Source organism: Klebsiella michiganensis, assembly GCF_002925905.1.
Classification (GTDB): domain Bacteria; phylum Pseudomonadota; class Gammaproteobacteria; order Enterobacterales; family Enterobacteriaceae; genus Klebsiella; species Klebsiella michiganensis.
Genome location: NZ_PRDB01000001.1, coordinates 1,393,217 through 1,407,492 on the forward strand (window position 1 = coordinate 1,393,217; position 14,276 = coordinate 1,407,492).

Here is a 14,276-nt window from a genome sequence, read left to right on the forward strand (position 1 = left end):
CGACCTGCTGCGCACGGCGGGTTTGACCACCATTACTCGCCCGGATGAGGCGGAATGGCCGGTCAGCGAAACCTTTACCGGCAAGCTGTACGCGCTGCTGGCCGAAAAAAACGTTCCCGATTCTCTTTCCGTAAAACCCATAAAAGGAATTCAACCATTGGATATCCCACGTATTTTCACCATTAGTGAAAGCGCTCATCGCATCCATAACCCGTTTACGCCGGAAAAATACGCCGCCCTTGGCCGGGTGCTGCGAATGAAGGCCGGAACCCGGATACTCGATCTTGGCAGCGGGTCGGGGGAGATGCTCTGTACCTGGGCGCGCGATCGCGGCATTCGCGGCATCGGCGTCGACATGAGCGCGCTGTTCAGCGAGCAGGCTAAGCTGCGGGCAGAAGAGCTCGGCGTTGCCGACTGCGTGACGTTTATTCACCAGGACGCCGCCGGTTATGTGGCCGAGGAAAAATGCGACATCGCCGCCTGCGTGGGCGCGACCTGGATCGCCGGCGGCGTCGCCGGGACTATCGAGCTGCTGAGCAAAAGCCTCAAGCCCGGCGGTATGCTGCTGATCGGCGAACCGTACTGGCGCCAGGTACCGGCAACGGAAGAGATAGCACAGGCCTGTGGCGCCTCTTCGCTCGCCGACTTTCTGACGCTTGCCGATCTGGTCTCCTCTTACGCTGCGCTTGGCTATGACCTCGTCGAAATGGTGCTGGCGGACCAGGAAGGTTGGGACCGCTACGAAGCGGCGAAATGGCTCACCATGCGCCGTTGGTTAGAGGAAAACCCCGATGATGAGTTTGTGCCAGAAGTCCGGGCGGAGCTGACGATGGCGCCAAAACGCCATGCGACTTATACGCGTGAATACTTTGGCTGGGGCGTGTTTGCGTTAATCAAGCGGTAGTTGAAATACCCGGCATAGCAGGAAGGCTATGCCGGGATCAGGGGGGTTCAGAACCGCAGGAAAGGGCGCCCATGGGTAATGATCACACGCACTGGGTCAGATCTGACGGTAGCAGCCCGTTTTATCAGAATTTGACGGTCACCTGATTGCCGAGCACCCAGGCGTTTTTAATCTCTTCGCTTCCTCCCGGATGAACGAGCAGCTGCAGGTTAGGGCGCACGGTCAGCCATGGCGTCGCGCGAAAGCTATAATGCAGCTCTGCGGCATACTCGGCTCTGCGAACCGGAACATACAGAGGGTTATCATAATCATCGATCCCCCGCATCTGGTTCAGGAGCTGCGCCCGACGGGCGACTCTGTCGTTGGCGTGCATTTTACTGACGCCGAAGCTGATAAAGTCCTGCGGACGGCTGGCGAAAGGGCCTTGATAAATGGCGCCGGCCTGAATCTGATAGTCCATTGTCGCCGTATCTTTATCATTCATTGCCAGATGCCCGAAAAGGCTAAGGCCACGTTGGCGCTGGCTGCTCGAGTAGGTCAGCTGCTGGACGACATAGAGATAACCTCCGTAGCGGCCGTCGTGTCGCCGGGCGGCCTGGTGCGTGAGCACATAGGGATCGCCATTGTCATCATCCAGCACATCATTGGCGTCCGCCGTGTTATACCATCCCCCGAGTTTCCAGATGCCGGGGAGTTTTGCCGCGCCGAGAGTAGGTCGATATCCCAGTTCAAAAAGGTACATGTACCCCAGATGCCCTGTACCATCCAGCTGGAAGCTTCCGTGGCGGGTGGCGTAGGCAGGATTGTACTGAAACGCGCCGGCCTGGACGTAAAGCGCCGGGGCGGGGCTGTATTTAATACGGCCGCCCCACTGGCCTATGGGGGTGTTATACCAGACGCCGCTGCCGTGGCCGGCTAAAGAGCCGCACAGCGACAGGTTTTGAAAAAAGCAGCCGTTGTTATCAAAATCCTCTCCCGGCGGCATCAGGCCCACCTTGAGATCCAGCTTTTTATCCCACCCGGTTTTTTTGAACCAAAACTGCGTCGCGTGCCATGTTTGCCCCCGACCGTAGTTGCTCTGAACACCGGAGCCTATTACCGGCGCGCGCGGATCCTGAAGGCGATCCTGAGTCAGATCTCGCCCGTTACGATTATTCACCGACGCTTTAAATTCACCGTCGTGAATACCTAAAATCTTTTCCAGATCCATATTTACGCCGAGAATATACTGGTCGCTGTAGCGCAGGGTTTTATCGCGAACGTAACCGCCGGAGATATTCGTGGCCGTCATTGCGCTATATTCCAGCGTAAAATCATAACCATGACGGCGCAGATCCGTACGCACGCCTCCCCATTCTCCGGTCATGTTTTTTGCGGTGGGAGAAAAAAGCGTCTCGTTGGCCAGCGTCTGTAAAGGGTGTAGTAAAGCCAGCAGCATCGTGCCGCTGTGGATGAGTTTGTTCATGTTTTTACCGCCTGTTAATGATCCAGGTCTATGAATAATTCCCGGTAAGGCGCAGCTGAATCAGCCGACTGCGCCGACCTCCCGTCAGAGGTGGCCCCGCGCTTCCCGGAGCCACAGGCCGTCTATGGCGACAGCTCTTCTAACGATTTTCCTTTGGTTTCAATGGCAAAAAGCCAGGTAATTAAGCCGCCAATCAGCGCAATGACCGCGAAAGTAATAAACACAAAGCGGATCCCGAAGCCGCTGACGATAAAACCGACCATCAGTGGGCCGATGGATGACCCCGCCCGGAGCCATGCGCTGGAATACGCGGTGCCGATAGCGCGCAGTCGGGTGGGGTAAAGCTCTGCCGCGTACAGATAAAGCGAGAAAGCGATGGTCTGCAGAATGGCGTAGGTCAGGCTGCCCAGAATCAGAATTTCAACGGCGGATTTCGCGCCCAGAACGGAGAGCGTAATCAGCGGAACGATGGCCAGTAAAAAGGCCCATGTGTACCAGCGTTTGCGCCCGACGCGGTCGATCATCAAGGCGCAGATCACCGAAGCCACGACGCCGCAGGAAGAGGTGATCCAGCCGTAGGCCAGACTGGTATCGAGGGAGAGGTTAAACCAGGTTTTGTAGAGGGTTGGAAACCAGGTGATCATTCCGTTGTTGACGCTATAAACCGTCAGCCACAGTCCCCAGAGCATAAAGGTGCGGGATTTATAGATACCGCCAAAGAGGGCCTTAACCCCTTCCGGAGCCGCTTTTTGCACCGCGGGGGCTTTTATTTCCGGTTCGGGCAACGTCATCCCGCGCCTGATGACCTCTGATTCCAGCGTCGATACGATGCTGTCCGCTTCCTTCAGCCTCCCTTTTGCTGTCAACCAGCGCGGTGATTCCGGCATCAGCCAGCGCAGGGGAACGGTCAGCGCGGAGGGGACTAAGCCAATTAAAAACATGACCTTCCAGCCATAGATGGGTACCAGAAAATACCCCACCAATCCGGCAAACATCATGCCGATAGGGAAAATCACTTCATACAACAAAAAGAAACGCCCGCGCTTTTTGGCACCGACAAATTCATTGATATAGGCGCTGGCAACGGGGACTTCCGCACCGATACCCACCCCCTGTAAAAAGCGAATAACAAGAATTGACCAGCCGTTCCAGGCAAAAAGGCAGGCCGCATCCATGAGTACGAACATGATGATGGTGATACGCAATACGCCGATACGGCCTATTTTTTCCGCCAGCGAGCCGAAAAACAGGGCGCCGCACAGCTGGCCCACGTAGCTGGCCGCAATAATAAGACCGACAAACGTCGGCGTGAGACCCCACTCCTGGGTAAGCTGGGGGAGCGCAAATGCGATTGCAATAATGGTATAGGCATCGAAAAACGTCGATAAGCCGACGATAACGCGGATCGCTTTCAGCCGTCGGGTGATGGGGAGGCGTTCCAGCCTTGCCAGCAGCGCGTCTGGCGTGGACGCCGTTCCGCTGGCAACGGCGTAATCTGAAGCAATGGCCTGAGTTGACATAGTATTACCCTGTTAAACGTTGTCTGGGGCATACACGTAAGGTTCTGAATAACCACAGGGCAACGAACCCTTATTCATCGACGTGCTGCATATAATGCTGTCCTGATGTGTTTATGATAACGTTACTGCAATCGATTTCACTTGCAGCTAATCCTTTGCTGGATTCGCCGCTAAGTCAATTACGCCTGTTGTATAAATGTCGAGCAGTTCACAATCTGAAAAAACTCACGCGCAAAAAGGCGAAGCGGCGAATGCAAAGCAAAATGGATAAGAAATGTGAATTAACGACCAGCCGAATGAACCCGGCAAAGTGAAGCACCATTCCTTTTGTCCGGGCGAGGTTTGACGTAAGATCCTTTAACCCCACGGTTTGCACGATGGTATCCGTTGAACGGGCAACACGGATTTTTACCCGCATTGATGAGTTGGAGCAGCAGATGGATCAAGAAAGTGAACTGAACGATTTGCCGGAAAAAAAGCTGGCGACAATGCGGGATGTTGCTCGCGCTGCGGGCGTGAGCGTCTCGACCGTTTCGCGCGTACTCGATGAACGGTTACCCACCTCGCGCAGCGCCTCGGCAGAGAAAATTCGCCAGGTGGCCCGTGAGCTGGGCTACCGTCGGGACTATGTTGCTTCCAGCCTGCGCCGGGGCGATACCGGAACGCTTGGCGTCCTGGTGCCGAGGCTGACCGATGCCGTTACGGCGATGCTTTTCGAAGAGATAGCCAGGGCGGCGGCCAGGCGAGGCTATTTCGCGATCGTTGCGACCTGCGGTGATAGCAAGGATCAGGAGAAAAACGCCGTGGAATCGCTGCTGGATCGCCGCGTGGATGGGTTGATCATGTCCACCTGCCGGCTGGACGATCCTTTGCCGCAAACCCTGCGTGAACGGGATGTGCCCCACGTTCTGGCGCTGCGTACCGACGGTTTTAGCCCCTCATCGGTCGGGGACGATGAGCTTGGCGGCTATCTGGCTACCCGACACCTGATTGATTTAGGCCACCGCGATATTGGCCTGATTGGCGGCCCTGATTTTGCCTCCAACGCGCGCAACCGGCGTAAGGGCTTTGAGCGGGCAATGCAGGAAGCCGGGCTCAGGATCGAAGCGGAATGGTGCTGTCATTCAGATTTTAATATCGCCTCGGGGGAGCAGCAGGGAATGAAAATTCTCAGCCAGCCTCATCGCCCGAGCGCGCTATTTGCCGTCAATGACGAGCTGGCGATCGGCGTCCTCGCGGCCGCGCACCAGCAGGGGCTGGTGATTGGCGAAGATCTCTCCCTGGTCGGCTACAATGATATTCCCCTGGTGAGCAGACTGCCCGTGGCGCTGACCTCGGTCAGAACGCCGCTGGAGCATATCGCCAGCAATGCGGTTGATATGTTATTGAATCCAGAGATAAATAATAATATGCGGATTACCACGCCTTCCCTTATTCCCCGTAAGTCTACCGCGTCTCCACGTAAATAATCCCCCTGCGATCCTCCCCGACTTTCCAGGAGAAAGCGGGGAGGGTTGAATTTTGTATAACGGATCTCATCCCGGATGCAGATCGCGGTTTAGTTTGTGATCTGCGTTGCATTTTTAACCAACATGGCGTTGACGGTTTTATTTTTGAGGTTCAATGTCAACGTCGTGAAAACGATTGCAGAAACGATTTCACTTCCGTTTCAAAGAATCGCTTAACCGTAAACAAATGCTTACTCATCAAGGGGATATTTATGATTAACATCGATCTGAGAGGTTTGACTCCGGCTCCGGTTACACCCTTCACTCGCGATGGACGCGTAGACTATGATGCCATTCAGCGCCTCGGCAGCTGGCTGGGCAGCATCGACGGGGTGAAAGGTCTGGTGGTGCTGGGACACGCAGGGGAGGGGACTTTTCTAACCCAGGAAGAGCAGGCGAATGTGATCCGCGCGTTTGTGAAGTCCGTGGATGATAAGCTTCCGATTATTGCCGGCATCACCGGGGAAGGGACGGAAGTGGCTGCGCTGGAGGCGAAGCGCGCCGTTGCCGCCGGCGCATCCGCCGGTTTGCTCTATCCTTCCCACGGCTGGCTGCGCTTTGGCTATCAGGATGGCGCGCCTCAGGATCGCTACCGCGTGGTGTACGAAGAAAGCGGCCTGCCGCTGATTCTTTTCCAGTATCCGGATGTCACTAAAGCCACCTACAACCTGAAAACGCTGCTGGATATCTCCGCGCAGCCGGGCGTATTTGCCATGAAGAATGGCGTACGTAATATGCGCCGCTGGGATACCGAAATTCCGGTTATTCGCCGCGAGCGTCCGGATCTGCAAATCTTAAGCTGCCACGATGAATATCTGCTGCATACCGCCTTTGATGTGGATGGCTTCCTGGTCGGCTACGGCAATATCGCGCCTGAGCCGTTAATTGAAATGATTAAGGCGGGTAAAGCGGGCGATTACGTTAAAGCGCGTGAGCTGCACGACCGACTGCTGCCGGTGACCAAAAGCGTCTACCACCGCGGTTCGCACATGGAAGGTACCGTGGCCCTTAAACATGCTCTGGTTGCGCGCGGGATCCTTGAACATGCCACCGTTCGCTCACCGCTGCTGCCGCTCGAAAATGGCGCTGAAAAAGAGATCCACGACGCCATGCGCGCCGCTGAGCTGGGCCGCGTCGGTTAATTTATTCTGCGTCTGTTGTTAATCCGCAATGCAGAGATATCGCTTACTGTATTGCGGATCATCGGTTACTTCGCCCCGGTATTTTTTGCTGCTCTTCATCATAACGTCGGGGCTTTCACCTCTGTATATTGCTGGGTGATTTATGAAACTATTAAGCTTTCGCGTTAATGATAAAAACAAATATGGCCTGGCGACCGCTGACGGCGTCATCGATCTGCAGGCGCGGTTTCCTCAATATGGCAGCCTGCTGGAATTTATACCGCATCTTCATCTTGTTGATACTCTGCCGCCGTCTGCGAAACAGGCGAACTATTCTTTCGACGAGATCGCTTTCCTGCCGGTCATTACTGAACCGAAAAAAATTATCTGCGCTGGCGTGAATTATCGCGATAAAAACGCTGCCGGTGACGAGAAGCCCTCTAACCCAGTGCTATTCATCCGCTTTGCGGATTCACAGGCCGGGCATCTGGCAGCGCTCCTCAAGCCGGAACGCAGCAATGAGTTTGACTATGAAGGCGAAATGGCGCTGGTGATGGGCCGTGGAGGACGCAATATACCAGAGCAGGAGGCGCTGCATTATGTTGCCGGCTACAGCTGCTATATGGATGGCTCCGTGCGCGACTGGCAGCATGCCTGCTTTACCGGCGGCAAAAACTGGCCAGCGACGGGCGGCTTCGGCCCCTGGCTGGTGACCGCGGACGCTATCCCCGACCCGCAAAATCTGAATATTACCACCCGGCTGAATGGCCAGACGGTGCAGCAGGATAATACGGGCAGCATGTTGTATTCAATTGCCGAACTCATTGCGTATATCAGCACCTTCAGCGCGCTCTCGCCGGGGGATGTCATTCTGACCGGCACGCCCGGAGGCATCGGAAAAAAACGTACCCCGCCGCTCTTTATGCAGCCCGGGGACAGGGTGGAAGTCGAGATTGAGCAGATCGGATGCCTGATAAATAGCGTGCGCAGCGATGCCGCGGTAGCGCGATAAGTTATCGTTTTGTATCCAAAAACAGGGTGAGAGCGCGTTTGCCCGGCGGCCAGGACTTGCAGGCCATTTAATCATGTAAAGGGTTAATGCCGGACAGGGAGCGGTGGAGGCAATGTATGATATTGGTTCAGTTTCTGGTGGTGCTGCTGTTTCTGTACATCGGCATGCGGGTCGGGGGGATCGGCGTGGGGTTTGCCGGCGGCGCCGGCGTGATTGTCCTCAGCGCGCTCGGCGCCACGCCGGGTGATATGCCGATGCTGGTTATCGTATTTATCATGGTGGTGATCGTGGCGATTGCCGCCATGCAGGAGGCCGGCGGTATTGAATACCTTGTTGACCTCACCGAGCGCCTGCTGCGCCGCTATCCGCGATTGTTAGTCATCACCGCGCCCCTTTCCACCTGGCTATTAACCATGATGGCCAGCACCGGGCAGGTCTCTTTTGCCTGTATGCCGGTTATTGTCGGCGTGGCGAAAGAGAACAATATAAAACCCACCCGGGCGCTTGCTCTTTCGGTCGGCGCCTCTTTGCTGGGCATTGTGGCGTCGCCCATTTCTGCGGCGGTGATTTTCTTCTCGGGGATTCTGGAAAAGGGCCATTCTGGCTGGGGCTATATTGAGCTTATTGCGGTATCAATCCCGTCCACCTTTCTGGCGCTGCTGGTCACCTCCGTTTTTTACCTGTGCTGGGACAGGATCCGCCAGCAGGATCGGCTCAATGACAATCCGGTTCAGGTGCAGGCAAGGACTGCGCGGGCGATCCCGCCCTGTGCCGGTCGTTCGGTGCTGATTTTTATCGTCGGGTTGGTTGTGGTGCTGGTTTATGCGATTGTCACCAGTCCGAAGCTCGGGCTGATTGCCCATCCGGTCATGAGCAGCGGACAGGCGCGGGTAGGGGTGATGATGGGCGTTGCGCTGCTGATTGTGGTGTGCTGCCGGGTTAACGTACACAAGGTCCCGTCCGGCTCGGTATTTAAAACCGGGATGACCTCCTGCATCTGTATTCTCGGCGTCGCCTGGCTGGGTTCAACCTTTATGGACAGTAATCAACAGTGGTTGCAAAGCGCGGTCTCGTCACACTTGCTGGATTCGCCCATGATGCTGGCCATTATTATTATGGCGGCCTCATGCTTCTTGTATTCTCAGGCGGCCTCCACAAAAATTTTATTCCCCGCCGCGCTGAGTATGGGCGTTGCCCCGGCTATTTTGGTTGCCTGCTTCCCGGCAACGGCTTCTCTTTTTATTTTGCCAAACTATCCGACGCTGCTGGCGGCGGTAGAGCTGGATGATACCGGCTCCACCAGACTGGGCCGACATATTATCGATCACCCTTTTCTGCTGCCTGGCCTGGCATCGGTCCTGCTTTCAATGCTCTTCGCCGCGGGGCTGGCTTATTGGATTCAGTGAATCGCCCGAGGCTTTTACTTTGAATACATCCGAAAACAAAACGGTTCACCGTCGGTGAACCGCTTTTTTCGATATCAGGCTGCAAGATCTTTCATTACCTGAATAAATGCCTGAGAGACAGATTCTTCTTTATGGTGATGCCCATCCTCAATCACCCAGCGTCCGCCAGTCATCACCGCGGTAATGGGATTAGATGAGCAGGCGAAGATCCAGCGGTTGAGCAGCATCTGGTCTTCTGCGCTGGCGATAAAGGGATTCTGGCTATCCAATACGACCAGATCGGCCCGATATCCTACGCTTAGCTGGCCAATGTTTTGGCCCAGCGCTCTGGCGCCGCCTCGTAGCGCCCCTTGATACAGCACGTTGCCGACGTGAGGCTCGCCTGGGACGATGAGCCGGTTGCGGCGCTGGGCTATCAGGCGCTGCCCGTATTCGAACCAGCGTAAATCCTCGCTGACGCTGACGCTAATGTGGCTGTCGGAACCAATTCCCCAGACGCCGTTATGCTCCAGATATTGTGGGCCAGGGAATATGCCATCGCCGAGATTGGCTTCGGTAGTCAGGCACAGGCCGGCCACCGCACCGGATGTGGCGATCTTCATCGTTTCCTGAGGCGTCAGATGAGTGGCGTGGATCAGGCACCAGCGCGAATCCACGGGGAGATGGTTGTACAGCCACTCCACCGGGCGCTCGCCGGACCAGGCCAGGCAGTCATCCACCTCTTTTTGCTGTTCAGCAATATGAATATGAATCGGCTGCTGGCCAGGATGGCAGGCCAGAATGGCGCCAATCTGCTCCGGCGTAACGGCCCGTAATGAGTGGAAGCACAGACCGGTACGCTGCATTGGCTCGCCGGCCAGCCGCGATGTGAGCGACTCGTACATTGTCAGGTAGCTGTCGCTATCGTTGATAAAGCGGCGCTGTCCAACGGAGGGCGGCTGCGCGCCAAACCCGGCGTAACTGTACAGGACGGGCAGCAGCGTCAGGCCGATGCCGGTATGTTTCGCCGCGCTGGCGATACGCAGCGCTAATTCCGTCCGCTCTTCATAAGGCGCGCCGCTGCTGCTGTGATGCAGATAGTGGAATTCGGCGACCGAGGTGTACCCGGCTTTGAGCATTTCGATGTACAGATAGCTGGCGATGGTTTCCAGCTGTTCTGGCGTAATTTTATCTACCAGCCTGTACATCAGATCCCGCCAGGTCCAGAAGCTATCCGACGGGTTTCCCGCCACCTCCGTTAACCCGGCCATCGCCCGCTGGAAGGCATGGGAGTGCAGGTTCGGCATACCCGGCACGACGACCCCTTTGATGCGCGTCGCCTGCGGATTCGGCGCTGCGTTCTTTTCCAGCGCGGTTATGATGCCTTCTTCGGACACGGTTATGCCGACATTATTTGCCCAGCCATCAGGCAACAGCGCTTTTTCTGCCAACCAGACTGCCATTTTACCACCTTATTATCAGTGCTAATGTATATACATGTACATATATATACATCTAACAGGTCATAGAGTAAACTGACAACGTCAGCATATGAGGAATGGTTAATGGCGCGTAACGACCTGTCAAATTCGGATTCCATGGATGAGTTACTTGAACATCCCGCCCCCTTTTATGAAAGGGTAAAGGCCATGATCAAAACCAAGATCCACAGCGGGGCATGGCCCGCGAATTACCGTGTTCCTTCTGAAAGCGAGCTGGTCACGCTGTTTGGCTATAGCAGAATGACGATTAACCGCGCGTTGCGAGAACTGACCGCGGAGGGCTTGCTGGTGCGGATGCAGGGGGTCGGTACTTTTGTCGCCGAAATTCGCGGCCAGTCGGCGCTGCTGGACATTAACAATATCGCTGACGAAATCGCCAGCCGTGGCCACCGCCACCACGCCAGAGTCTTCAGACTGACGGAAATCGAAGCCGATGCCCAGCAGGCGTTCAGCTTTGGCATGCAGCAGGGTTGCGGTCTGTACCATTCGCTGATTTGCCATTATGAAAATGGCGTACCGGTTATGCTGGAAGACCGACTGGTGAATATGCAGGTTGTGCCGGACTACCTGCAGCAGGATTTTACACGTATCACGCCGAACGCCTATCTCTCCTCAATTGCGCCGATTGTTGAAGGCGAACACGTTATTGAAGCGGTCAACGTCACGCGGGCCGAGTGTGTTTACCTGGAAATTGATGAACATACGCCTTGTCTGCTGGTCAATCGTCGGACGTGGACCGGCCGTCAGGAGAAGAAAATCGTCACCAGCGTGCGCCTGGTCTATCCCGGTCCGCGTTACCGCCTGGAAGGGAGCATGCGCAAATGATCCGTCTGCTCCCTGCCGGGTTGTATACGGAAATGCCCTGGAAAAACGGCCAGGGCGTGACGCGCGAAGTGGCCCGCTATCCGGAAGGGGGGGAATATGACTGGCGTATATCCCTGGCGACCATTCGCCAGCCTGGTCCGTTCTCCGCATTTCCCGGCTACCTGCGCAATATCAGCGTGCTGGAAGGCGGCGGGATGTACCTGACAATCGATGGGCAGCGCAGCGCATTGATTGCGCCTTTCCAGGCGCTGGGGTTTAACGGCGCGAGCGGCGTATCCTGTGAGATTGTCGGCGGCCCGCTGCTGGATTTTAATGTGATTTACCGGGAAGCCGCTCTGCGGGCGACGGTGAGCTGGTGCGGGGCGGGGACGTGGTCGCATCAGGGCGGACTGCGGATATTGTTTAATGCCGGGCCCGCGTTGCGGGTGAGCGTCGGCGACCAACGCTATTTACTGGGACATTACGACAGCCTGCTGGTGGATGAAGCGGTGGCGCTGGTTATCCAGGACTCTCCGGGCGCGCGTCTGGCCCGCATCACGCTGATTCCCCTTTAATCACGCCGCAGGTTCCTCCTGCGGCGCCTGTTGTCACTCCTCTTCGCACAATGCCTGCAGCATCGCGCTGAGTTCGCCCTGATTAATCAGGGCGCGTAGCGCGTGTATATCGGGGTAGAGCAGCGTATCTTTATCCCGGAACGGCACCGCCTGACGCACTCTCTCCAGCGTCGCCTCGCTGCCCACGGCGGCACGCAGCGGGCGATGGAACTCCAGCGCCTGACAGGCGCACAGCAGTTCGATGGCGACGATGTCCACGGCGTTTTCTACCGCCTTAAGCGCTTTACGTGCGGCGGCAACCCCCATGCTGACATGATCTTCCTGACCGGCGCAGGTGGATACCGTGTGGATACTGGCCGGGCCGGCCAGACTGCGGTTATCGCCCGCCAGCGCAGCGGCGACGTAGGGTGGGATCATCATCCCGGAGTACCCCGAATCCGGCGAGATAAGAAAGGCCGGCAGCCCGCTGAGATGCGTATTGGTTATTCGGTCGCAACGGGCCTGGGAAGCGGTGCTCAACTGGGCAATCGCAACGGCCAGCGCATCCAGCGCCAGCGCCGTTGGCGCACCGTGACCGTTGCCCCCTGGCATCACGATAAGCCTGTCTTCTTCTACCAGAAACAGCGGATTATCGGTCACCGAATTGAGTTCGATGGTCATAATCTGTCGACAGTGGGTCAGCTGGTCGCGCACCGCGCCGTGGATCTGGGGGATACAGCGTAAACTAAGCGCGTCCTGAACCCGGTGGTCGCGATAACGCGCCAGGATCTCGCTGCCTTTCAGCAGGCGGCGCAGGTTTTGCGCGGTTTCCTGCTGTCCGGGATGAGGGCGCAGGGCGTGCAGGCGGGCATCGTAGCCGCGCGTATTGCCCCGCATGGCCTCGAGGCACATCCCGCCCGCCATATCGGCGACGGGGAGCAGACGCTGGAAATCCGCCACGGCCAGGCAGCCCAGCGCGGTGATCTCATAGGTGCCGCCGACCAACGCGTGACCCTCTCTGGGACCGGGAACATAGGGCGGGATACCCGCCCGCGTCAGCGCCTGTTGCGCCGGCAGCAGTTCTCCCTGATACCAGCATTTGCCCTCGCCGAAGACCGCAAGGCCGATATGGGCGGTGGCAATCAGGTAACCGACGGAGCCGCCGGCGGGTGACCACGGCGTGACCTGACGGTTCAACATATCGGCGATACGCTGCGCCAGCGCCGGGGTAACGCCGCTGTATCCCTGCAGCAGGGATTTTAACGTCACCGCCATCATGGCCCGCACTTCACGCACCGTCAGGTCCGGACCGACTCCGCAGGCGTGGCTGCGCAGCATATTCAGCTGAGTATCCGTCATCCTGTCCGGGGACAGCCGGGTGGTGACCAGATCGCCGACGCCGGTCGTCAGCCCGTAGATTACCTGGCCTTGTTCAATGGCGCGCTGAATACGGCTGCTGACCCGCGCCATATTATCCAGCGCGGCCTTCTCCAGCGCGATCGGCGCGCCGTCGGCAATCCGCACTATCTCATCCACAGTACCCGGTGCCTGCCCGAGGGTAATGCTGCCGTTCAGAGGAGTTGTCATGTCTGCGACCTTATTGGCTAAATCCGTGTTTTACCAGCCACTGATGCGCGATATCGTCGATGCTGACAAATTCGGCAATTTTCTCGTTCATGTCGATCAGATCTTCAGTCGTTAGCTGAGCAGAGACTTTATTCAGCGTGGTGGTCACGGCGTCATTCAGCGCTTCACTGGCGACGATTGGCACAATATTTTGCGCCGCGAACAGATGTTTTGTGTCTTCCAGCACGACAAGGCGATCTTTTTTGATTGCTGGCGAGGTTGAAAGCAGATCGGCGACCTGGACCTGGTTATTTTTCATGGCGCTGAGCGTCAGCGGCCCGCCGACGTCCAGCACTTTAAAACTCTTAAAGTTCAGCCCGTACACGTCGCGCAGGCCGGAGAGCCCCTCATGGCGGGTTTTCCATTCCGCCGGGCCGCCCAGCACCAGTTGGCTGGCAACAGGCTGTAAATCGGCGATGGTTTTCAGTTTATATTTATCGGCGGTTTTCTGCGTCACGGCCAGAACGTCGATATCCTGAGCCTGGGAGATCTGCAGCATTTTAACTTTCTCCGGCAGCTTAGCGGCCAGCTCTCTGGCGACGTCCTCACTACCGTGTGCCGCATTTTTCGCATCCAGATAGCTCAACAGCGCGCCGCTGTATTCCGGGATCAGCGTGATGGAACCGTCCAGCAGCGCCGGGATATACACTTCGCGGCTGCCGATGTTCAGCTTTTTCTCCACCGGGATATTTTGCGCTTCTAACGCACCCGCATAAATGGTGCCCAGCAGTTGGCTTTCCGGGAAGTCTGCAGAACCGACAATGACTTTCGGCGCGGCCCAGGCCGATGAGGTCGCCGACAGCAGCAGCGCTGAACACAGCGTCAAAATACTTTTTTTCATATTCATTGAGGTATCCTTTTGAGCAGTGGAATGA

12 protein-coding genes are annotated in these 14,276 nt (G+C 56.8%); 7 read left to right on the forward strand and 5 right to left on the reverse strand.

Annotation, left to right across the window (positions count from 1 at the left end; genetic code table 11):
• Positions 1-157: 157 nt before the first annotated feature.
• On the forward strand, positions 158-904 hold the full coding sequence (locus tag CDA56_RS31200) for an SAM-dependent methyltransferase (RefSeq protein WP_227632966.1): 747 nt from the start codon (positions 158-160) through the stop codon (positions 902-904).
• Between the two features lie 124 nt (positions 905-1,028).
• On the opposite strand, the gene CDA56_RS06710 is transcribed toward CDA56_RS31200, so the two are convergent.
• Complete coding sequence (locus tag CDA56_RS06710; RefSeq protein ID WP_103815323.1) at positions 1,029-2,369, reverse strand: carbohydrate porin; 1,341 nt, start codon at positions 2,367-2,369, stop codon at positions 1,029-1,031.
• 122 nt (positions 2,370-2,491) lie between these two features.
• On the reverse strand, positions 2,492-3,889 hold the full coding sequence (locus CDA56_RS06715) for an MFS transporter (protein WP_014228060.1): 1,398 nt from the start codon (positions 3,887-3,889) through the stop codon (positions 2,492-2,494).
• Between the two features lie 437 nt (positions 3,890-4,326).
• Here CDA56_RS06715 and CDA56_RS06720 point away from each other — a divergent pair, with 437 nt between their 5' ends.
• The 4 genes from CDA56_RS06720 (at position 4,327) to CDA56_RS06735 (ending at position 8,936) form a co-directional block, all read left to right on the forward strand.
• Positions 4,327-5,358, forward strand: coding sequence for a LacI family DNA-binding transcriptional regulator (locus tag CDA56_RS06720; RefSeq protein ID WP_004848002.1), 1,032 nt, complete (start codon positions 4,327-4,329; stop codon positions 5,356-5,358).
• A 251-nt stretch (positions 5,359-5,609) separates the two neighbouring features.
• A complete protein-coding gene (locus tag CDA56_RS06725) occupies positions 5,610-6,539 on the forward strand; it encodes a dihydrodipicolinate synthase family protein (RefSeq protein ID WP_004848004.1) in 930 nt (309 codons plus the stop codon).
• 142 nt (positions 6,540-6,681) lie between these two features.
• The gene (locus CDA56_RS06730; RefSeq protein ID WP_103815321.1) at positions 6,682-7,530 is read left to right on the forward strand and encodes a fumarylacetoacetate hydrolase family protein; all 849 of its coding nucleotides are present in this window, start codon (positions 6,682-6,684) and stop codon (positions 7,528-7,530) included.
• A 116-nt stretch (positions 7,531-7,646) separates the two neighbouring features.
• Positions 7,647-8,936, forward strand: coding sequence for an anaerobic C4-dicarboxylate transporter family protein (locus CDA56_RS06735; RefSeq protein WP_004848008.1), 1,290 nt, complete (start codon positions 7,647-7,649; stop codon positions 8,934-8,936).
• Positions 8,937-9,010: 74 nt separating this feature from the next.
• Here the strand turns inward: CDA56_RS06735 and CDA56_RS06740 are convergent, their stop codons facing one another.
• Positions 9,011-10,378 (reverse strand): formimidoylglutamate deiminase, encoded by a 1,368-nt coding sequence (locus tag CDA56_RS06740; protein WP_014228062.1) that lies wholly within the window; start codon positions 10,376-10,378, stop codon positions 9,011-9,013.
• A gap of 102 nt (positions 10,379-10,480) precedes the next feature.
• Here CDA56_RS06740 and hutC point away from each other — a divergent pair, with 102 nt between their 5' ends.
• Entirely contained in the window at positions 10,481-11,242 is a 762-nt protein-coding gene (gene hutC, locus CDA56_RS06745; RefSeq protein ID WP_004848014.1) for a histidine utilization repressor, read from the forward strand.
• Positions 11,239-11,796: a HutD/Ves family protein gene (locus CDA56_RS06750; RefSeq protein WP_103815319.1), complete on the forward strand. Its 558-nt coding sequence runs from the start codon at positions 11,239-11,241 to the stop codon at positions 11,794-11,796. The genes hutC and CDA56_RS06750 overlap by 4 nt, the downstream gene beginning before the upstream one ends.
• Positions 11,797-11,829: 33 nt before the next feature.
• Here the strand turns inward: CDA56_RS06750 and CDA56_RS06755 are convergent, their stop codons facing one another.
• Both CDA56_RS06755 and CDA56_RS06760 read right to left on the reverse strand, forming a co-directional pair.
• Positions 11,830-13,362 (reverse strand): HAL/PAL/TAL family ammonia-lyase, encoded by a 1,533-nt coding sequence (locus CDA56_RS06755; protein WP_064358626.1) that lies wholly within the window; start codon positions 13,360-13,362, stop codon positions 11,830-11,832.
• Between the two features lie 10 nt (positions 13,363-13,372).
• On the reverse strand, positions 13,373-14,248 hold the full coding sequence (locus tag CDA56_RS06760; protein ID WP_049080081.1) for an ABC transporter substrate-binding protein: 876 nt from the start codon (positions 14,246-14,248) through the stop codon (positions 13,373-13,375).
• Positions 14,249-14,276: the final 28 nt, after the last annotated feature.